At 38.2% G+C, this 20,946-nt stretch carries 18 protein-coding genes and 1 pseudogene; 12 read left to right on the forward strand and 7 right to left on the reverse strand.

Going from position 1 to position 20,946, the window contains the following annotated elements; all coding sequences use genetic code 11:
- Positions 1-17: 17 nt before the first annotated feature.
- The 5 genes and pseudogenes from thiC to gluQRS all read left to right on the forward strand — a co-directional run.
- Positions 18-1,784, forward strand: a pseudogene (gene thiC / locus OZX61_RS10975) (phosphomethylpyrimidine synthase ThiC); the annotation flags it as partial.
- A 243-nt stretch (positions 1,785-2,027) separates the two neighbouring features.
- The gene (locus OZX61_RS10980; RefSeq protein ID WP_277095661.1) at positions 2,028-2,645 is read left to right on the forward strand and encodes an NUDIX domain-containing protein; all 618 of its coding nucleotides are present in this window, start codon (positions 2,028-2,030) and stop codon (positions 2,643-2,645) included.
- Between the two features lie 29 nt (positions 2,646-2,674).
- Positions 2,675-3,448, forward strand: a complete 774-nt coding sequence (gene cpdA, locus OZX61_RS10985) for a 3',5'-cyclic-AMP phosphodiesterase (RefSeq protein WP_195771571.1) — start codon at positions 2,675-2,677, stop codon at positions 3,446-3,448.
- Between the two features lie 213 nt (positions 3,449-3,661).
- Positions 3,662-4,186, forward strand: coding sequence for an RNA polymerase-binding protein DksA (dksA, locus tag OZX61_RS10990; protein WP_277094796.1), 525 nt, complete (start codon positions 3,662-3,664; stop codon positions 4,184-4,186).
- Between the two features lie 3 nt (positions 4,187-4,189).
- A complete protein-coding gene (gene gluQRS / locus OZX61_RS10995; protein WP_277094797.1) occupies positions 4,190-5,077 on the forward strand; it encodes a tRNA glutamyl-Q(34) synthetase GluQRS in 888 nt (295 codons plus the stop codon).
- 49 nt (positions 5,078-5,126) lie between these two features.
- Here gluQRS and ftsW read toward each other — a convergent pair whose 3' ends face one another.
- The 5 genes from ftsW to OZX61_RS11020 form a co-directional block, all read right to left on the reverse strand.
- A complete protein-coding gene (gene ftsW / locus OZX61_RS11000) occupies positions 5,127-6,338 on the reverse strand; it encodes a putative lipid II flippase FtsW (protein WP_195771568.1) in 1,212 nt (403 codons plus the stop codon).
- 2 nt (positions 6,339-6,340) lie between these two features.
- Positions 6,341-7,687: a UDP-N-acetylmuramoyl-L-alanine--D-glutamate ligase gene (murD, locus tag OZX61_RS11005; protein ID WP_277094798.1), complete on the reverse strand. Its 1,347-nt coding sequence runs from the start codon at positions 7,685-7,687 to the stop codon at positions 6,341-6,343.
- A 147-nt stretch (positions 7,688-7,834) separates the two neighbouring features.
- Positions 7,835-8,092: a DUF6587 family protein gene (locus tag OZX61_RS11010; protein ID WP_277094799.1), complete on the reverse strand. Its 258-nt coding sequence runs from the start codon at positions 8,090-8,092 to the stop codon at positions 7,835-7,837.
- A 12-nt stretch (positions 8,093-8,104) separates the two neighbouring features.
- The gene (feoB, locus tag OZX61_RS11015) at positions 8,105-9,958 is read right to left on the reverse strand and encodes a ferrous iron transport protein B (protein WP_277094800.1); all 1,854 of its coding nucleotides are present in this window, start codon (positions 9,956-9,958) and stop codon (positions 8,105-8,107) included.
- Complete coding sequence (locus OZX61_RS11020; RefSeq protein ID WP_195771564.1) at positions 9,955-10,215, reverse strand: FeoA family protein; 261 nt, start codon at positions 10,213-10,215, stop codon at positions 9,955-9,957. The genes feoB and OZX61_RS11020 overlap by 4 nt, the downstream gene beginning before the upstream one ends.
- Before the next feature lie 138 nt (positions 10,216-10,353).
- Here OZX61_RS11020 and xerD point away from each other — a divergent pair, with 138 nt between their 5' ends.
- From xerD to thrC, 4 genes are all read left to right on the forward strand, one after another.
- Positions 10,354-11,274 carry a site-specific tyrosine recombinase XerD gene (gene xerD / locus OZX61_RS11025; protein WP_195771563.1) on the forward strand — a complete coding sequence of 307 codons (921 nt, stop codon included), beginning with the start codon at positions 10,354-10,356 and terminating at the stop codon, positions 11,272-11,274.
- 112 nt (positions 11,275-11,386) lie between these two features.
- The gene (locus tag OZX61_RS11030; protein WP_277094801.1) at positions 11,387-12,202 is read left to right on the forward strand and encodes a DsbC family protein; all 816 of its coding nucleotides are present in this window, start codon (positions 11,387-11,389) and stop codon (positions 12,200-12,202) included.
- A gap of 98 nt (positions 12,203-12,300) precedes the next feature.
- Complete coding sequence (locus tag OZX61_RS11035; protein ID WP_195771561.1) at positions 12,301-13,602, forward strand: homoserine dehydrogenase; 1,302 nt, start codon at positions 12,301-12,303, stop codon at positions 13,600-13,602.
- A 65-nt stretch (positions 13,603-13,667) separates the two neighbouring features.
- Positions 13,668-14,813: a threonine synthase gene (gene thrC / locus OZX61_RS11040; RefSeq protein ID WP_195771560.1), complete on the forward strand. Its 1,146-nt coding sequence runs from the start codon at positions 13,668-13,670 to the stop codon at positions 14,811-14,813.
- 78 nt (positions 14,814-14,891) lie between these two features.
- Here the strand turns inward: thrC and OZX61_RS11045 are convergent, their stop codons facing one another.
- Positions 14,892-15,893 carry a serine hydrolase gene (locus OZX61_RS11045; RefSeq protein WP_195771559.1) on the reverse strand — a complete coding sequence of 334 codons (1,002 nt, stop codon included), beginning with the start codon at positions 15,891-15,893 and terminating at the stop codon, positions 14,892-14,894.
- Positions 15,894-16,119: 226 nt separating this feature from the next.
- Between OZX61_RS11045 and OZX61_RS11050 the strand changes: the two genes are divergently transcribed.
- From OZX61_RS11050 to OZX61_RS11060, 3 genes are read left to right on the forward strand one after another with little or no spacing between them, the layout of a single operon-like run.
- Positions 16,120-16,755 (forward strand): response regulator, encoded by a 636-nt coding sequence (locus OZX61_RS11050; protein WP_195771558.1) that lies wholly within the window; start codon positions 16,120-16,122, stop codon positions 16,753-16,755.
- Between the two features lie 8 nt (positions 16,756-16,763).
- Positions 16,764-18,326: a HAMP domain-containing sensor histidine kinase gene (locus OZX61_RS11055; protein ID WP_277094802.1), complete on the forward strand. Its 1,563-nt coding sequence runs from the start codon at positions 16,764-16,766 to the stop codon at positions 18,324-18,326.
- A 16-nt stretch (positions 18,327-18,342) separates the two neighbouring features.
- Complete coding sequence (locus OZX61_RS11060) at positions 18,343-19,773, forward strand: sigma-54 dependent transcriptional regulator (protein ID WP_277094803.1); 1,431 nt, start codon at positions 18,343-18,345, stop codon at positions 19,771-19,773.
- On the opposite strand, the gene OZX61_RS11065 is transcribed toward OZX61_RS11060, so the two are convergent.
- A complete protein-coding gene (locus OZX61_RS11065) occupies positions 19,770-20,942 on the reverse strand; it encodes a S41 family peptidase (RefSeq protein ID WP_277094804.1) in 1,173 nt (390 codons plus the stop codon). The two genes, OZX61_RS11060 and OZX61_RS11065, sit on opposite strands and share 4 nt — an antisense overlap.
- Positions 20,943-20,946: the final 4 nt, after the last annotated feature.

The raw sequence follows: 20,946 nt of genomic DNA on the forward strand, positions 1-20,946 counted from the left end.
TCACAAGGATCATGGCAATGAACCAATTAACGAATCTATCTAATAACTCAAAGCAACATGAGCAAGATGCAAAGGATTTAACTCGTATTCTACCTGCATCCAGCAAAGTATATATTTCAGGCTCTCACCCTAGTATTCGCGTACCCATGCGACAAATTAGACTTTCTAATACACCCGAGGGACTAGGTGGTGAAGAAAATCATGCCATTTTAGTTTATGACACATCTGGGGTTTATACCGACCCAAATATAAATATTGATTTAAATCGAGGTTTACCCACCTTACGTAAAGATTGGATTGAAGCACGTAAAGACTCAGAGGAGCTACCACATCTAAGTTCAACCTTTGGACAACAGCGTGCAAAAGATATTCGTACAGCCAATATTCGTTTTGCACATATTCAAAACCCACGTCGTGCAAAAAAATCCAAAAATGTCACACAAATGCATTACGCCAAACAAGGCATCATTACCCCTGAAATGGAATTTGTTGCGATTCGTGAAAATCAAAAACAGCATGAGTCTGTCGACTCACGACAACATCAAGGTCAAAATTTTGGTGCAAAGAATCTGACAGAAATTACACCCGAGTTTGTGCGTCAAGAAATTGCTGAAGGTCGTGCGATTATTCCTGCAAATATTAACCATCCTGAATCTGAACCCATGATCATTGGTCGAAATTTCCTCGTGAAAATTAATGCCAATATTGGTAATTCGGCGCTAGGCTCTTCTATTGATGAAGAAGTTGCCAAGATGACGTGGGCAACGCGTTGGGGTGCCGATACCATTATGGACTTATCTACAGGCCAAAATATTCATGAAACTCGAGAATGGATTATTCGTAATTCTCCCGTACCTATTGGAACAGTACCTATTTATCAAGCCTTAGAAAAAGTAAATGGTATAGCAGAAGACCTCAATTGGGAGATCTTTAGAGATACGCTAATTGAGCAAGCTGAACAAGGTGTAGACTATTTTACAATACATGCAGGTGTACTGCGTGACTATGTGCCACTCACTGCAAACCGCCTTACAGGCATTGTTTCTCGTGGTGGTTCGATTATGGCACAGTGGTGCTTAGCACACCAAAAAGAAAACTTCTTGTATACACATTTTGATGACATCTGTGAAATTATGAAAGCCTACGATGTCTGCTTTAGTTTAGGCGATGGATTACGCCCAGGCTGTCTACAAGATGCCAACGATGAAGCACAATTTAATGAATTGCGTACACTTGGCGAGCTGACCCATAAAGCATGGGAACATGATGTTCAAGTCATGATTGAAGGCCCGGGTCATGTACCTATGCACATGATTAAAGAAAATATGGATCTGCAACTTGAAGTATGCAAAGAAGCACCTTTTTATACACTTGGCCCACTAACCACAGATATTGCCCCAGGTTATGACCACATTACCTCTGCCATTGGTGCTGCTATGATCGGTTGGTATGGTACAGCAATGCTCTGTTACGTTACGCCAAAAGAGCATTTAGGCTTGCCAAACAAAAAAGATGTCAAAGATGGCATTATTACTTATAAAATCGCTGCCCATGCTGCCGATCTTGCCAAGGGTCATCCGGGCGCACAAGTAAGAGACAACGCACTTTCAAAAGCACGCTTCGAATTCCGTTGGGAAGATCAATTTAATTTAAGCTTAGACCCTGATACAGCACGTGAAATGCATGACGAAACCATGCCAAAAGAAGCACATAAATCTGCTCACTTTTGTTCTATGTGTGGACCTAAGTTTTGTTCTATGAAAATATCTCAAAATGTGAGAAATCTAGCAACACAGGCGTAAGCTCAAACGTAATTAGTTCAAATAACACACAATCTACTTTGTATAGGTTGTGTGTATATTGTGCTATTATTTCCTTAGCATTTACAGAAAATTTATAAAAAAATAGTGAAATAACGCACATTAAAATTATCTATTTATTTTTGCTTCACATTTCTATAAAAAATAAGCATTTCCTCTCCGATATATCTCGGTTAGCATAACGACACATAGCTTTTATATAAGTTGATCATATTGATGAAGAAAGAACAATATACACAAAAGGATATAAAAGTTCTCTCAAGAGAATCAATATATCAGGGTTTTGTAAAACTAGAAAAAGTATCGATCCAGTACCGATTATTTAATCAAGATAAATTTTCTAAGGTGGTGGAGCGAGAGTTAATACATCGTAAAAAGGCTGCTGGTGTTCTGATCTATAATGATGAACAAAAACGTTTTGCATTAATTGAACAGTTTCGCATTGGGGCAATAGAGGATACAAGAACGCCTTGGCATCTTGAAATTATTGCTGGTGTATTAGATGGGGACGAATCGCCTGAAGAGTGTATTTACAGAGAAAGTATTGAGGAAGCTGGCTGTAAACTCTATGACTTAGAACATCTCTTTACGTTTTATCCTTCAGCAGGTTCATGTGATGAGTTACTCTACTTATACACAGCACAAGCAGATTTTCCTGAAAGTGGCAGTATCTTTGGCTTGGCCGAAGAGGGTGAAAATATCAAACTTCACTTATTTGATTATTCACAAATTCAAGATTTATTTCTAAACGAACAATTAAGAAATGCACCTGTAATTATTGCACTTCAATGGCTCAAACAACATATTCAGGCACTTCAAAACTAACTGCTCCTCTGTATGAGAATGTATCTTCTATGAAAACGATTATCCAAATTAGCGATACACATTTAATGGATTCATGCGATGAGCAGTTCGTTAAAATAGATCCTGAGCTTTCTTTTCATCAAGTGATGAATGATATATTAGAACAAAATCATAAAATTGATATGATCATTCATACAGGAGATATTGCACAGGTTGCCAAACCCCAAACGTATAGTCGTTACCTCAGTTATATGGAAAGTTTAAATATTCCTTTCTATCAAACCCCAGGTAATCATGATGATTTAGAAATTTTCCCGTATCCACAGAATCAACCAATTTCTTTCATTCATTTAGACCAGTGGTGTATTATTTTATTAAATAGCGCTGTTTCTGGCCGAATTGATGGATATATTGACAAACATCAGCTTCAAACACTTGAAGAACTGCTTCAAACACATTCAAACCTTCATACAATAATAGGCTGTCACCATCATCCTGTACCCATGAAATCGGAATGGATTGACGAGCATTGCTTAAAAAATGGTAATGAACTCATTGAGATACTCAAAAATTATCCTCAGGTGAAAGGTGTAATTAACGGCCATGTTCATCAAGAAACTGATGTTACACTTCATCAGATTCGCTTTCTTTCTGTCCCTTCAACAAGCATACAATTTAAGCCAAAAAGTAAAGATTTTGCTTTAGACACCATTGAACCTGGTTATCGCTGTCTTTATTTACACGATAACGGTCATTTTGAGACTCAAGTGCACCGTTTAGATGAACACCCACACCAAATAAATGAAAATATTTCAGGCTATTAACTTTTATTTTCTTAGAAATTATATTAAGTTAGCTCATCGGTAAAACTGGTTTCATATCAAATATGCTTTAAGGACTATCCAAGTCATTAAAAAGTCTTTATGATAACGAGCCCTTAAAAGTCTGGTTTTACAGCTTTGAAAGGCAATAATAAAAATTTGCATATCGCCCTAACGAGTACGTAACTTTGACGTATATGATGAGGAATGCCCTATATGGCAAATGATACTCTAAACCAAGTCTTAGATGAGCAAACAGCTGTTGAAGGTGAAGCACCCAAACGTGGTCGCAAAGCAAAACCAAAAACAGCAAGTGGCGGTTCTACTGCAAGCCTTTTTGGTATTGCACCGTATGAACCAAAGAAAAATGAAGAGTATATGTCTGATGCACAATTAGAGCACTTCAGAAAAATTCTTCTCGCATGGAAGTCTGACTTAATGTCAGAAGTTGATCGTACATTAAACACGATGCAAGATGAGTCTACAGCACTTCCTGATGTAAATGATCGTGCAACACAAGAAGAAGAGTTCGCGATTGAACTGCGTACTCGTGACCGTGAGCGTCGCTTAATTCGTAAAATTGAGAAGTCAATTGAAGCAATTAAAAATGATGATTATGGTTTCTGTGAAACATGCGGTGTTGAGATCGGTTTACGTCGTCTAGAAGCAAGACCAACTGCAACATTATGTATTGATTGCAAAACACTCGCAGAGATTAAAGAAAAACAAAATAAAGGTTAAATCATGAGTGATCAACACTCAGAACATACACCTTATCGGGGTCGGTTTGCGCCATCGCCAACTGGCCCTTTGCATTTTGGCTCTCTCATTACTGCTGTTGCGAGCTATTGCGAAGCAAAATCGAACCATGGAAAATGGCTGGTTCGCATAGAAGATACAGACATTCCTCGTATTTATCCTGGTAGCGAAACACATATTCTTCAGTGTTTAGAAGCATTTGAGTTTGAAATTGATGAGCAAATTTTGTTTCAAAAAGATCGACTCGATATCTACAATGATGTATTGGAACAACTTCATCAAAAGCACGCTATCTATGCTTGTCAGTGTACACGTAAGATGCTCGGATCAAATGCAATATACCAAGGTACATGTAAAAACCTTCACTTAGATTTTGAACATCAGGCAATTCGTGTCAAAGTCAATGAAGATCCCATTACTTTTATAGATATATTACAAGGTGAGCAAACCGCTAATCTTGCTACTGAACTCGGCGATTTTGTTTTAAAACGCCGTGACGGTATCATTAATTATCAACTTGCCGTTGTGGTGGATGACTACCTCCAAGGAATTACACATGTCGTTCGCGGTGCAGATCTTTTAGATAATACTGCCCGTCAGATTTGGCTAGGCAAATTACTTGACTATCCTCAACTTCGTTATTTACATCTTCCTCTAGCAATGAATGATCAAGGTCAAAAACTTTCTAAACAGAATTTGGCTCAAGCACTCGATCCATCCAATGCATCAAAACTCTTACAACAGGCTTTTAGTGCACTTCAACAGCCCGATGTAGCGCTAGATCGACCTTCAAATATGCTCAAGCAAGCTGTTCAACAGTGGCAAATTCATCATGTTCCTCAAACAACCATGCTCTCAGGTACCTATTTCTAGCTATAAAAAAAGCACTTCTGATCAAGTGCTTTTTTTCGCTGAGTGTATTTTAGAAATTCGAAAGCTCTTTGGTTGGATTTTCATCTTGTGTAGAAGCATCAATTTTAAGTACCAGTGTAATCATTGCTGCACACATCATGAGCGATGATCCACCATAACTAATAAAAGGTAGTGTTAAACCTTTGGTAGGTAACATCCCCATATTCATACCCGCATTCACTAAAATTTGCATGAGAAATATAAAGCTTATGCCATAAGCCAAATAACCTGCTCGAAGATAGTTATTTTTTAGTGCACGATAACCAATGCGAACACAACATGCGAGCATTAAAAATTCAAGTGTTAAAATGGTAAAAATACCAAAGAAACCAAACTCTTCACCTAAAATTGCCAACATAAAGTCTGTATGTGCTTCTGGAAGATAAGACATTTTTTGCATACTATGCCCTAGTCCTACACCAAACCACTCGCCACGCCCAAATGCCATAAGCGCATTCGATAGCTGATAACCTGCACCGAGCGGATCAGCCCATGGATTTGAAAAAGACATTAAGCGTTCAAGACGATAAGGCTCAAAGATAACCAGTGATGCCAAGGCCAATACAATAACACCACCCATAACGAGGAACTGTTTAATCGGTGCGCCTGCAAGGAAAAACACACCAACCATCATCATGACAATTACGGCCGTAGAACCAAAATCGGGCTCAAGAATAATGAGTACAATAGAAACGAACATAACCAAGGCTAAACGCATGAGTCCCATCCAACCTCGATCTCTAACCTCACTGGCACGGCGTACGACATAGTCTGCAGTAAATATTGCCATAATCATTTTAGCAACTTCAGTCGGCTGTAATGTAAAGAAACCTAAACGAATCCAACGCCTTGCACCGTTTACTTCAGTACCAATAAGGAAAGTTACGAATAATAAAGCAATCGTAATTAACCACAGAAGAAAAATACTTTTAAACCAGCTTTCTAAGGCAAATCTTGAAACGACAAAAGCAACACACATCGCAATCATAATTGAGATCATATGTCGCTCTAAGAAGTAGAACGGATTATTTTGCACATTTGCAGCATAAGGCATTGATGCCGAAGCCACCATGACCGTCCCAATCACAAGTAATGTCAGTACACAAAAAACTAAAATGTTTCTTACGGTAATTTCCTTAGGAAGGATATGACTGATACGTGTATAGAGGTCTTGTAACTTTGTACTTGGGCTTACTCCTAAGCGTTCTTTTTTTTGAATCATGCTTATAAGGTCTCTACATATTTGACAAATTGGTGCCCTCGGTCACCATAATTTTTAAACATATCAAAGCTTGCACATGCTGGCGACAATAAAACAACATCATTTGGTACAGTCATCTCTTGGCAAATATCTACAGCTTCCTGCAATGTTTTAGCGAATACAACTTCAGTTGCTCCATCAATAGCTTGAGAAATTTGAGATGCATCCTCTCCAATAAGCACAGCCACCTTCACAAAACGTTCTAATGCTGTGCGAAGCACAGTGAAATCTTGTCCCTTGCCTACACCACCTAAAATTAAGGCAACTTTACCAGCCGTATTTGATGCTAAAGCTTGACCTAAACCTTCAACCGCAGCCACAGTAGCACCCACATTTGTGCCTTTTGAGTCGTTGTAATAACGAACATCTTGTTTTGTCGTCACATATTCACAGCGATGCTCTAAGCCTTTAAATGTCTTTAAAGTATCTAACATTTTATCTTGAGGTAGGCCTATGGCTTCACCTAAAGCAAGGCAAGCCAATGCATTTGCCATATTATGCATGCCCTGAATATACATAAGATCTGTACGTAACAAGCGTTCACGGCCACGTGCTAACCACATTGTGCCATCAGTATCTCTTAAAATGCCGTATTCATTCATATCTGGTGCATTTAAACCAAAACTTTGTATAGGTGTTGAATCTGGAATAAGTGGTCTTGTCAGCGCATCATCTCGGTTATAAACCACCTTCTTCACTTGCTGAAAAATACGATGTTTTGCTTGATGATAATTCAGCATATTGCCATGACGATCTAAATGATCTTCACTCATGTTTAATACAACAGCAACTTCAGCATTTAAATTTGATGTTGTTTCTAGTTGAAAACTTGAGAGCTCCAGAATAATTAACTCAGGTTTATCTTTAAGTAAATCTAACGCTGGACGTCCAAGATTTCCACCAACCGCAACGTTTTTTCCAGCAGCCTGCGCCATCTGACCAATTAAAGTAGTTACTGTACTCTTTGCATTTGAGCCTGTAATCGCAACTACAGGTACATCCGTTGCTCGTCTAAGCAATTGAATCTCACTAATCACTGGAATGCCTTTGGTAATGGCTTGCTGAATTTCAGGCAAATCCAAAGGTAAACCTGGACTAAGAATAATTTCTTCGGCTTGTAATAAGAGTTCTTCGTCAATAGAACCAAATACTTTTTCAATATTTGCAGGAATTTTTTCACATCCAGGAGGCGTCTCTCTAGAATCTGTTACAGCGACACGATATCCCGCATCTACTAAAAAATTGACGGCAGATACGCCAGATATACCAAGGCCAACAACAACCTTTAAACCACCACGCTGTATTAACATTTATGCCCCAAGCATCATTCTTTTACTTTTATGAATGGTAGCACTTTGCTTTTTAGATTGCTTTTATAGATTAAAGAACATCACTATTTTTTTGTGTTATTCACGTAAAAAGCCATCTTTAAGATGGCTTTTTCATTATAAGAAATATTATTTCCATTTTACTGCTTCAACAGTTTCAGGAACTTTTACTTTACTTTTGCTTGGTGAACTACTGCAATCACAGCCACCACCACATCCGGCAACCATGTCAGGTCTAATCCAGTTTGCAATTTTATGCCAACCCTGCCTTTCACAGATATTGGCCAAATGATTAAATACCTTATAAGCAGATTTTGGAAAAACCTTCTTAAATGTATAAATCGCACTCCAGATTACCAATGCAGCAACGATAAGTGTTTCAACCATTTTAGCCTCCTCTTAGCCAAAATAATGTGAGGCAATTTGATAAGTTAGAAATGCCGTAAAATATGCAAGTCCAAACAAATAAATTGTCATAAAGGCAACCATTTTCCATGAGCCAGTCTCACGGCGCACAGTTGCAAGCGTAGAGATACAATGTGGTGCATAAATAAACCAAACCAGTAACGATAATCCAGTAGCAATTGTCCAACCTGAGTCAGGTGAGCTGATTAAATGTGTTAAACCTTGTGCAACTGCATCATCATCTGCACCAGAGAGTGCGTAGACCGTTCCTAAAGAAGCAACCACTACTTCTCGTGCAGCCATTGCAGGAATCAGTGCGATACAAATTTGCCAATTAAAGCCAATTGGTGCAAATAAAGGCTGAATCAGATGGCCTAATTGTCCTGCGAAGCTATAATCAATTGCAGGTAAAGTGGCATGTTCAGGGGGCTGTGGGAAAGTACTTAAAAACCAAAGGAGAATTGAAAGTGCAAAAATAATTCCACCAACACGTTTTAAGAAAATACGTCCACGATCGAGTAGACCAATACCAATACTTTTCATATTTGGAAAGCGGTAGCTTGGAAGCTCCATCAGCAATGCATATTCAGATTTATCTTTTTGAAATAACTTAATAATAAAAGCAACAATCAATGCACTTAAAATTCCTGCCATATACAGTGCAAACAATACAAGTCCTTGTAAACTTAAAAAGCCCCAAATTTGCGTATTTGGAATAAATGCTGAAATCAGTAATGCATAAACAGGAAGTCTGGCAGAACAAGTCATGAGTGGCGCAACTAAGATCGTTGTTAAACGATCACGTGGATCATTAATACTTCTCGTGGCCATAATACCTGGTACAGCACAGGCAAAACTAGACAACAACGGAATAAAAGAGCGACCACTTAACCCTGCTTTATACATCAATTTATCAAGTAGAAAAGCTGCACGAGGTAAATAACCCGTTTCTTCTAACAACAAAATAAAGAAGAACAAAATCAGAATTTGAGGTAGGAACACCACAACACTACCTGCACCCGCAATAATCCCATCTGCAACCAAACTATGAAGCATTGGCTGAGTAATGACACTACCTACAGCTTCACCTAACCACTTAAACGCACCTTCAATGGCATCCATAAAAGGAGCAGCCCAAGTAAATACAGCTTGGAATACAATAAACATGAGTAAAGCAAGACTGACCAATCCTAAAATAGGATGGAGAAAAATACGATCTAAGAAGGCTGTTCGCTTATCTTCTTTATCTGCAAAAACAATAACATCATCTAAAATTTGTTGTGCTTTCTGATGAGGATTTCCAACCAGACCACTTAACTCTGTATTCGGTGTATTAAAACGTTTTTGATCTAATGCTTTTGTTAAGTTTGCGACACCAGATGCGTTTGTTGCTACTGTTTCAGTAACAGGTACACCAAGACGTTCAGAAAGTTTTTGAATATTAATTTGAATACCACGACGGCGTGCTTCATCCATCATATTTAAAACGACTAAAACAGGTCGTCCTAAGGCAATGACTTCTAATACTAAGCCCAGATGTAAACTCAAATTTGTTGCATCAACAACACACAAAAATGCATCTTGTTCTGCTTCAGTTTCAATTTTACCTAAACAGACATCACGTGTTACCGCTTCATCTGGACTTGTAGCATCTAAACTATAGGTACCCGGTAAATCCAGTACACGTACAGCTTGACCAGAAGGTAGATTAAAGAAACCAACCTTTTTCTCTACAGTCACACCTGCATAATTACCGACTTTTTGGCGAGTTCCTGTTAACTGATTAAAAACAGATGTTTTACCACAGTTTGGGTTGCCAACCAAAGCGACTCGAAGCACCTCACTCATACAGGTGCTCCCTCATGATTCACTTCAATCTTTTCTGCTTCAAACTTTCTTAGCGCAAACCGTGTAAATCCGATCTGAATAAGAATGGGATCGCCACCAAAAACGCCTCGTGCAATAATCTTTACAAGGGTCCCTGGTAAGAATCCTAAAGTTTCCAATCGGCTCGCAATTAAATCATCTTGCCCATCCACAGCATTTAGGTGATTAATCTTTTGTATAACAGCAGCTTGCTTGACCTTTAACTCTGATAACAGCACCGCGCAGCATCCTTAACATTTTTAATTATTATAAACATAAATGAGAACAATTTACATACACATCATCAGCTATTAACTAAATGCAACATTTATCAGTTTAGTCTTCTCAATTAAATTATTTTTAATTATGATATCGCCATGCTAAACAATAAAAAACCTCGCGTACCTGCGCCTGTCAAAATACCGAAAAAGCTCTCTTTTTTAATTGGGTATAGAGATTATTTGGTTGCACAAACCGTCAGCCCACATACACGTAATGCCTATTTGTCTGACTTAATACAATGTAGTGAACTCAGTCGTTTACCCCTATCACAGTGGTGTAAAGACGATATTTCAGATGTACTTATTGAGCTGACCAAACAAGGAAAAAGCCCACGCTCTATTGCAAGGATTCTCTCTGCGCTTCGGTCTTTTTACAAATTTATGCGCGAGCAAAAACTCCGTACAGATGATCCGTTAGAAACACATAAAACACCTCAGCTTGGTCGAGCGCTTCCTAAAGACCTAAGTGAAGAAGATGTCGAAGCTTTAATTCAAGCACCCGATATTCACACACATCTTGGTCTAAGAGACCGTGCCATGCTTGAAGTACTGTATGCAAGCGGTCTACGTGTAAGTGAACTCATTAATTTACGCATCGAGCTACTCAACTTAAGACAAGGCTATTTACGCATTCTTGGTAAAGGTAATAAAGAAAGGCTCGTTCCAATCGGACAAGTCGCCACAGAGTGGATTGAAAAATATCTTAATGAAGCACGCCCTGCCCTTTATAAAACCAGTACAGACTATTTATTCTTAACCCAACATGGTGGAATTATGAGTCGACAAAATTTTTGGTATGCCATTAAACGTTACGCCCTAATTGCCAATATTCAGACTGAACTTTCGCCACATACTTTAAGACATGCTTTTGCAACACATCTCCTCAATCATGGTGCAGATTTACGTGTTGTACAGATGCTTTTAGGTCATAGCGATTTGTCCACTACACAAATTTATACGCATGTGGCACAAGTCAGATTGCAAAAAGTACATGAGACATATCATCCCCGCCCGTAACACAGGTATGTGAGATTGTCACACTTAGTAATGAAACTTCACGAACTTGATCATATTTTTTGATATGCTTAAGCATTATTTTTATTATTCTTGATCAGTTAAAGAGTTTTTTATGGCATTTCCTTATTCTAAAACACTCCTTGCTTGCACTCTCGCTGTAACTGCCATTATGTCTGGTTGTTCTAAAGACAAAGCAGAAACAACAAAATCAGATTCACTGACAGCGACAAGTCCAGCAACAGGTGACGTATCACCTATTCTAGAGCGCAATGAAAAACAACGCTTAATGAAAACATTCCAAGAGCAGTTGGAAAAAGCAAATATTAAAATTAAAGTTACCGACATTAAAAAGACGGAAGTTCCAAATATTTACTGGGTAAACTTAGAAGGTATGCCATCGGTTTATGCTACATCTGATGGTAAATATATTATTCAAGGCGATATTTTACGTTTAGGCGATACAAAACTACATAACGTAAGTGAAGGATTGCAGGCACAAGAAAACCAAAAACTCTTTGAACAATTGAATGTAAAAGATCTTATTGTTTATCCTGCTCAAGGTCAGACAAAACATATAATTTATGTATTTACAGATGCAAGCTGCCCTTACTGCCATAAACTTCATGAATCACTGCCAGAAATTACAGCAAAAGGTATTGAGGTTCGTTACATTGCATGGCCTCGTGGCGATCAGTTCCTCCCAATGATGGAAAGTATTTGGTGTAGTAAAGATCGCCAAGCTGCATTTGCTTCAGTGGTAAAAGGTGAAAATATTCCACAAACACAATGCCAAAACCCAGTCAAATCACAATATGCACTTGGCCTAAATATCGGTGTAAATGGTACACCTGCTGTATATAGTCAAGACGGTCATTACCTAGGTGGTTACCTTTCAGCCGATGATATTGTCAAAAAATTAGAAAAATAATACTAAAATAGGTGAAGATTCGCGAATCTTCACCTACACTCTGCCGATTTTTTTAGCTATGATCTAAGATCATTTGCTAATTTATTTTGGAGTGTGACGTGAAACCAGTTCGTCTGGCTATACTTGGTCTTGGTACCGTTGGTTGTGGAGTTCTTCAATTATTACAAGAAAATGCCACAGAAATTAAACGCCGTACAGGTCGAGAAATTCAAATTACTCACGTAGGCACTCGCCGTCCACGCCCAGATCTCAATTTGGAAGGTATTCAACAAAGTGCAGATCTATTTGAAATTGTTCGCCAACCCGATGTAGATATCGTTGTTGAACTCATTGGTGGTATTCAACCTGCACATGATTTAATTTTAGAAGCAATAAAACATGGAAAACAGGTTGTTACAGCAAACAAAGCTTTACTTGCTGAAGAAGGCAATGAACTCTTTGAAGCGGCTGACAATAACACCGTACAAATTGCATATGAAGCTGCGGTTGCAGGCGGTATTCCTATTATTAAAGTCATGCGTGAAGGACTTGCAGCAAACCGAATTGACTGGTTAGCTGGTATTATTAATGGTACAGGTAACTTTATTCTGACTGAAATGCGTGATAAATCTCGTCAGTTCGAAGATGTACTTGCAGAAGCTCAAGCTTTAGGCTACGCAGAAGCAGATCCTACATTCGATGTTGAAGGCATTGATGCAGCACATAAATTAACTTTACTTGCCTCTATCGCATTTGGTATTCCATTACAATTCGACAAAGTCTATACCGAAGGTATTAGTAAAATTACAGCACAAGACGTAAAATACGCAGAAGAACTTGGCTTCCGTATTAAACATTTAGGAATTGCACGTCGTGCAGAAAATGGTATTGAACTGCGTGTTCATCCAACACTTATTCCTGAAGAACAGCCTTTGGCAAATGTAAACGGTGTTCAAAATGCTGTTTCTGTTAAGGCAAGTGCTGTTGGTCAAACTATGTACTATGGTCCGGGTGCAGGTGGTGGCCCAACTGCATCTGCTGTTGTTGCAGATATTATTGACTTGGTTCGTGATATTTCGTACACCGAAGATGGCTCAGGGACAATTCCGCAGCTTGCATTTGAATCACTTGAAGATATTCAAATTCTAAAACGTGAGGAAATGACCACTGCATACTACCTACGTGTCAATGTTGATGACAACAAAGGCGTTTTAGCAGACATTACGACTATTTTAAGTCAGTGTGGGATCAGTATCGATGCCATTATGCAACAACCACGTTTAAAAAATCGTGTTCCTGTCGTCATTATGACCGATCCAATTGTTGAATCAAAAATGGATGAAGCCATTGCTAAAATCCAAGCATTGCCTGCAACACACGGCGAAGTGACTCGAATCCGCTTGGAATCTCTGGAAAATTAATTTAAGCTCAGTTGCGAGGCTGATTATTGTCTCGCATGTTTTACACATCTTCTTGGAACAACATCATGTCTAATGCCAATCGCTATACTGGACTTGTAGATCGCTACCGCGACCGTCTACCTGTATCAAAAACTACACGTGCAATCTCTTTAGGTGAAGGAAACACACCACTGATTAAACTTGAAAATATTCCACGTATTATTGGCAAAGATGTTGAAATTTATGTGAAATATGAAGGCCTTAACCCAACAGGATCTTTTAAAGACCGCGGTATGACTATGGCGGTTACAAAAGCAGTTGAAGATGGCTCAAAAGCGATTATTTGTGCATCTACTGGTAACACGTCTGCTGCTGCAGCAGCTTATGCAGCTCGTGCAGGAATTAAAGCATTCGTACTTATTCCTGAAGGCAAAATTGCAATGGGTAAAATGGCACAAGCCATGATGTACGGTGCAATTACCATGCAAATTCGTGGTAACTTTGATGATGGTATGCGTCTTGTCAAAGAAATGGCAGATCAAGCACCTGTAACAATTGTGAACTCGATTAACCCTTACCGTCTGCAAGGTCAAAAAACGATTTCTTACGAAATTGTAGAAGCTTTAGGAAAAGCTCCTGACTACCATTGCCTACCTGTAGGTAATGCAGGAAACATTACTGCGCATTGGATGGGTTATACAGAAGCTGTTGCAGATCAACCTGTAGAAGCATTTGAACAAGTTGTTTATGATCCAACAACAGATCAGTTTACAGGCCCTAAACCAGAAGGCTTACCTAAAATGGTAGGTTATCAGGCATCAGGCGCAGCTCCATTTTTACGTGGTGCTCCGATTGAGGCACCTGAAACTGTAGCGACGGCTATTCGTATTGGTAATCCACAAAGTTGGAATCATGCAAAAGCGGTTGTACGAGATTCAAATGGTTGGTTTGATGAACTACAAGACAGTGAAATTTTAGATGCACAGCGTATGCTAGCAATGTACGAAGGTGTATTTGTAGAACCTGCATCTGCAGCTTCTATTGGTGGCGCAATTCGCGACATTAAAGCAGGAAAAATTGCTGAAGGTTCAGTAATTGTATGTACTGTAACAGGTAATGGTCTTAAAGATCCAGATACAGCCATTAAACAATGTGCCGATGCAGTTATGCTTACCATTGATGCGACAATGAATGATGTGAAAAACTCAATCTTGTCTCATATGGATAAATAAACTATCTCTTCGCAATAAAAAAATCCCTGTGAGCACACAGGGATTTTTTTATTGTAAAAAGCGAGTCTATATAAAAAATCAGGTGTCTTTTGGTAAACCTGTAAGCCAGTTGAGGAGCTGTGTTGCATCTGTATTTCGAGCTTGTGTGGTTGGTTCACCCATCAACACTACTACAGCAGGACGTGAATTAACAGTGGTATGCATAACAACACAACGCCCTGCTTCATTAATAAAGCCTGTTTTTGAAAGATTAATATTCCATCCGCCATTACGTACCAATGCATTTGTGTTACTGGCATTTAGCATTCTATACCCTAAATTAAAATCGTAATGTGGTGTAGATGAGAACTGACGAATCACGCCATACTTATAAGCTTGAGTCACTAAAATTGCTAAGTCTCTTGCAGAAGAAACATTACGTGGGTCCAAACCAGTCGATTCAAAGTAATGCGTTGAACTCATTCCTAGTTCACGTGCTTTTGCGTTCATGGCTGCAATAAATGCGGGTTTTCCACCTGGATAAGTTCTTGCTAGCGCGGCAGCAGCAGGATTCTCAGACTTCATCAGTGCAACCAATAACACTTCTGCACGATTCATTTTGTCGCCAACACGCAATTTGGTACTTGCCTTTTTAGGACCATCAAAATCAATTGGCTCTAATGTAATATTTTCAGACATGTCTAAATGTGCATCTGCTGTCACGACTGCTGTCATCAACTTAGTAATCGATGCCATCGGCCTGGAAAAACTACTATTTTTACTAAACAGTACTTCACCCGTTTGTGCATCCATCACCAATGCAGAACCTGCATGAACACTTGGACCTGCATTATTCATGAAGCTAGTATCTACAACGCCTGGTTGTGCAGGACGCAATGTTGTAGATGTCGTGGTACTGCCTTGTGGCGCAATATTTATCTCATCATCATCTGCCAATAGCTCTTTGACATCATGTGTTGAAAAATTTTGATGAACAGGCGGCTTTCCATCGATTGTAAGATCTGCAAAGCTATAGCAACTTAATCCCAGTAAAAGGGGTACACTTAACATGTGTACCAAAGACTTCTTTAAACTTTTCACAATATTTCACTCGACTAAAAAGGTGATAAGATAAATTTGCTTATTACCACGAATATGCCTTACATTTGCACAAGGCACTGATTTGTATAAAACCAGTAATTATGCATAAATTTCAGGTAATATTTTAGGATAGCATTGCTAATTTTGTGTTGTGATTGCAAGTTTAATTTGCTTTATGTAACAAATTTATGTAACAAAAAAGTTCAATTCATGAGGTAACCAGAACGTGATTTCAGTTTTAGTCGTAGATGACCATGAATTGGTAAGAACAGGCATTTGCCGAATGCTCACCGATCAGGTCGATATCGAAGTAGTGGGACAAGCTGAATCAGGAGAAGATGCTCTCGTGCTTGCACGAAAAAATCAGCCAGACATTATTTTACTGGATGTAAATATGCCTGGCATTGGAGGAATAGAAACGACCCGTCGTCTCGTTCAAAGTATACCAACCACTAAAATTATTGCTGTCAGTGGGCTATCTGAAGAACCTTACCCTTCTTTGGTTTTAAAAGCAGGTGCCAAAGGCTACATTACCAAAGGCGCACCCATTGAAGAAATGGTACGTGCGATAAAAAAAGTAAGCCAAGGTGGTAAGTATTTTAGTGCGGATATTGCGGAGCAACTGGCAAGTTCATATTTAGCAGATACACAACTCTCACCATTTGATCAACTCTCTGAGCGAGAGATGCAAGTTGCCATGATGGTTGTAAGTTGTCATAGCGCGCAAGATATTGCAGACAAGCTTTTTGTCAGCGTAAAAACTGTAAATACATATCGCTATCGCATCTTTGAAAAATTAAATATCGATAGTGACGTCAAATTAACGCATCTTGCGATTCGTTATAACCTCGTTCAACCTTAAATACCATCATGCGTGTTGTTTCCGATTCTTTTAGCTTTCGCCGTCTCGGATTATGGTATGGTATTTATCGACTGATTATTGCAAGTGGTTTACTTGCAATTTTCTTTTTAAATTTATCTCAATCGACAGATGACTATAAATATCAGACATTTTATATCATCACCCTTATTGTATATACCTTTATTAGTCTACTTCAATTCTTACTCTTATATTTAAGTCAGTCGCTTTTACCTAAAAAAATTATATTTTTTAGTATTATCGATGTCTCTTGTTTTAGTTTACTCACCTTTGCACAAGGTGCGCCAAACCTTCATATCAGCTTATTATTTGCAATTACAATCTTTATTACTAATTTACTGTTATCTCATCGAAAGGCACTTTCTTTAACACTGCTTTCTATTATTTCTGTTGTTTATATTCCATTTATAGACTCATGGCTATATACCCATCATCTGAACAATATTGGTAGTACGCTTTTTCTTGCATTTTTATTTTTAGTTATTTACTTCACAGCGCAATTTACTGTCAAACGTTTTGAAAACTTAACAAAAGTAAATAACTCACAATCTATTGCTATTCTTCAACTGCAAGATCTAAATCAATATATCCTTGAACAAGTCGATATGGGATATTTAGTCATTAATGACAAACAACATGTCATTTTGGTGAATCCAGCAGCTCATGAATTATTAAATATAGAAGCAGCTCAACCCATTAAAGACACACCATTACAGAGTATTCAACCAGAATTATATGAGTACATTATCTTTAATCGGCTCAGTCAAGGAGAGCGTTTTATATTCGAGCCACAAGGGTTAACCAAGCAGATTCATATCCGAATACAGAAACTAAAAGTTCCTCAGCAGTTACTTACACTTTTTATTATGCAAGATGCACAAAAATTTAATGACCATGTACAACAATTAAAACTTGCTGCATTAGGACAGCTTTCTGCAAGCATTGCTCACGAAATTCGTAACCCTTTGGCTAGTATTGTTCAAGCCAATGAATTACTTGCAGATGCAGATGACAGTGAAAGAGCCATGTTACAAAACATGATTTCGAAACAAAGCCTTAGAATTAACCATACAATTGAATCTACTCTAGATATGGCACGAAGCCAAACCCCTATTACAAAAACAATTCTTTTAAACCATTTTCTGATAGAATGTTTAAAAGATGATTTCTCTGATGTACCTAAAGACCAAATTCAATTATCTATTTTGCTACAAATTTATATTAAATTTGATGAAACGCACCTAAGACAGATTTTGATTAATTTAATACGCAATGGATTACGTCATACTTCAAAAGAGCAGGCTACCGTAGAAGTAAAAGCTTATACAAAAAATCAATATGCTGTTATAGATATTATCGACTTTGGTTCGGGCATTCCTGAACATCACATTAGAAACTTATTTTCACCTTTTTTTACAACTGAAATTAATGGGACTGGGCTAGGCTTGTATTTATCACGTAGTTTATGTGATGCAAACCAAGCAACGTTAAACTATATAAAATTAAAGCATGCAACATGCTTTCGCATTGAGTGCCCACTGGTTGTGGTATAGAAATGATTGAGACAAGATGACAATAAATAATCCTAAAATCTTATTCGTCGATGATGAAGTGGATCTATGTATGCTCATCCAAATGAGCTTAAAACGTATTCATATTTATTGTGATATTGCACATGATGTCGCACAAGCCAAAGAGAAGCTTAGCAAACATAAGTATGATGCTTGCCTCACTGACTTAAACCTTCCCGATGAAAGTGGATTAGAATTAGTCAAATATGTGACTGATCACTATCACGATTTGCCAATTGCCGTACTTAGTGCGTATGGCAATATGGAAATTGCAATTGCTGCATTAAAAGCAGGTGCTTTTGACTTTTTGAGCAAGCCCATCAATTTAGAGTCTCTTAAAAACCTTTTGGAAAAAGCTTTTTCAAACAAGGCAGCAGAACAAAAACTAAATTCATCAGACATTGAGTATAAGTTACTTATTGGTCAATCGCCTGTGATGAATACCCTCAGAGATACTTTAAGAAAAGTAGCTAAGACACAAGCTCCTGTCTTTATTATGGGCGAATCAGGGACAGGAAAAGAAGTTATCGCAAAATTGGTTCATCTTCTTAGCCATCGTAAAGAGTCTACTTTTGTTCCAATTAATTGTGGTGCCATTCCAGCAGACCTCATGGAAAGTGAATTATTTGGCTATGTAAAAGGAAGCTTCACGGGTGCCACACAAAATAAAGTTGGTCTTATACAGTCGGCAGATGGTGGAACACTCTTTTTAGATGAAATAGCAGAGCTACCCATGAATATGCAGGTGAAGCTCTTACGTGCAGTACAAGAAAAATGTATTCGCCCGATTGGTTCAGATACCGAAATTCCTGTAGATTTCCGCATTATTAGTGCGACACATCAAAATGTAGAGCAACTTATTCAGGAAGGAAAGTTTAGACAAGATTTATTTTTCCGCTTACATGTCATGGACATTCAACTTCCTCCGTTAAGAGAACGCGGTGCAGACATTATCTTGCTTGCAAAACACTTCTTAGAAAAAATATGTACAGAATGGCAAATTCCAACAAAAGAATTTACTATTTCAGCCAAAGACTGGCTTATGAAACAACGCTATACAGGAAATATTCGCGAACTTCGCAATATTATCGAACGTGCTATTACTTTGTCCGATGGACATGCAATTAGTGATATTAATTTAAAATCTATTAATATACATAAACCTACACCACAGGTGGAAACACCTCCACAACCTATAAGTACTCCTGTCATCAACCCTACTACGTATACCGATGACTCAACTCAAATTGAAATGCAAAAGGTTTGGGCAGATGGTCTAGAACCTTACTTAGAAGCGATTGAAAAAAGAATTCTTATAGAAACGCTAAATAAAACTTACTGGAATAGAACACAGGCTGCTAAAAAACTCAATATGTCTTTTCGCTCTTTACGATATCGCCTAAAAAAGTTTGGCTTAGATGAAGGTTAATGTTTAAGTAATGCCTCAGAGATCGTCTCTATATAAACATTATCTTTCATAGTTGGCGGTCTAGGGATATTTTGATTCGGTTGTATCCCTCGGCCATCAATCATATTGTTATTCGGGGTAAAGTAATGAGAAACCGTCATTTGTACTGCTGCACCATTCGATAATGGAAATAACTTTTGTACAACCCCTTTTCCATAACTTTTTTCGCCAAGTACCCAAGCACGTTGATGTTCTTTTAATGCCGCAGTAAAAACTTCTGCTGCCGAAGCAGAACGGCCATTAATCAATATTCCTAGTTTAAGGTCATCAAATTCTTTACTGGGTAAGGCTTGAAAAGTCTGACTACCTTCCGATCGACTTCGTGTAGTGACAATCGTCCCATTATTCAAAAATAGATCTGCTGTTTCCACAGCGGCCGATAACAACCCACCGGGATTATTACGCAAGTCAAACAGTACTGCTTTTAATTTCGTATTCTTATATTGTTCCAAAATACTCTTAATTTCATTTGCCGTTTCTTGTTGGAATACAGGAATCTTAATCACCAAAACCTGATTTTTTAATAAGTTGGCAGCAATTTCTACTTCTATTTTTTTATTACGAACCACGGTCAGTGGTTGTCCAACTGGGGCAACTTGTATATTTACGACAGTCCCCACTGCACCGAATAAAATATTTTTAACCTGCTCAGGCGTAAGATCTTTAATTTCAATATTATCTAGCTTATAAACAGGCATTCCATTATGAATTCCCAGTTTTGCAGAATCTGAGTTCGAGCGGACGCCACGTATATACCATTGTTTTTGTGCACGATCTAAAATAAGCTCAAAATCAACAGTTGCAACATCTCCATCCGTATACTGAACAAGTTGCTTATATTCTTCTGGTGTAAGATATCTTGAATAACGATCTAGTCCACTGACTAAGCCTTTTATTGCTTGTTCGAACAACTCTTCATCTGAGGTTTCACGCACATAGTTATCTTTAATAAGTGCATAGATCTGAACAAATCGTTGAATTCCATCAATTGGAATTTCTTGGCTATAGAGTGCTTTCTCATTTTCATTATATTCGGGGGTTTGGCTGCCACTTGGTGTGGCAGCACTGGTATAACTCATACAACCAAGCAAACCAAGTAAAATCCTAAGTTTTTTCAGTTGGTGAATCATCCAT

The organism is Acinetobacter sp. ESL0695, from assembly GCF_029392135.1.
GTDB lineage: Bacteria > Pseudomonadota > Gammaproteobacteria > Pseudomonadales > Moraxellaceae > Acinetobacter > Acinetobacter pollinis.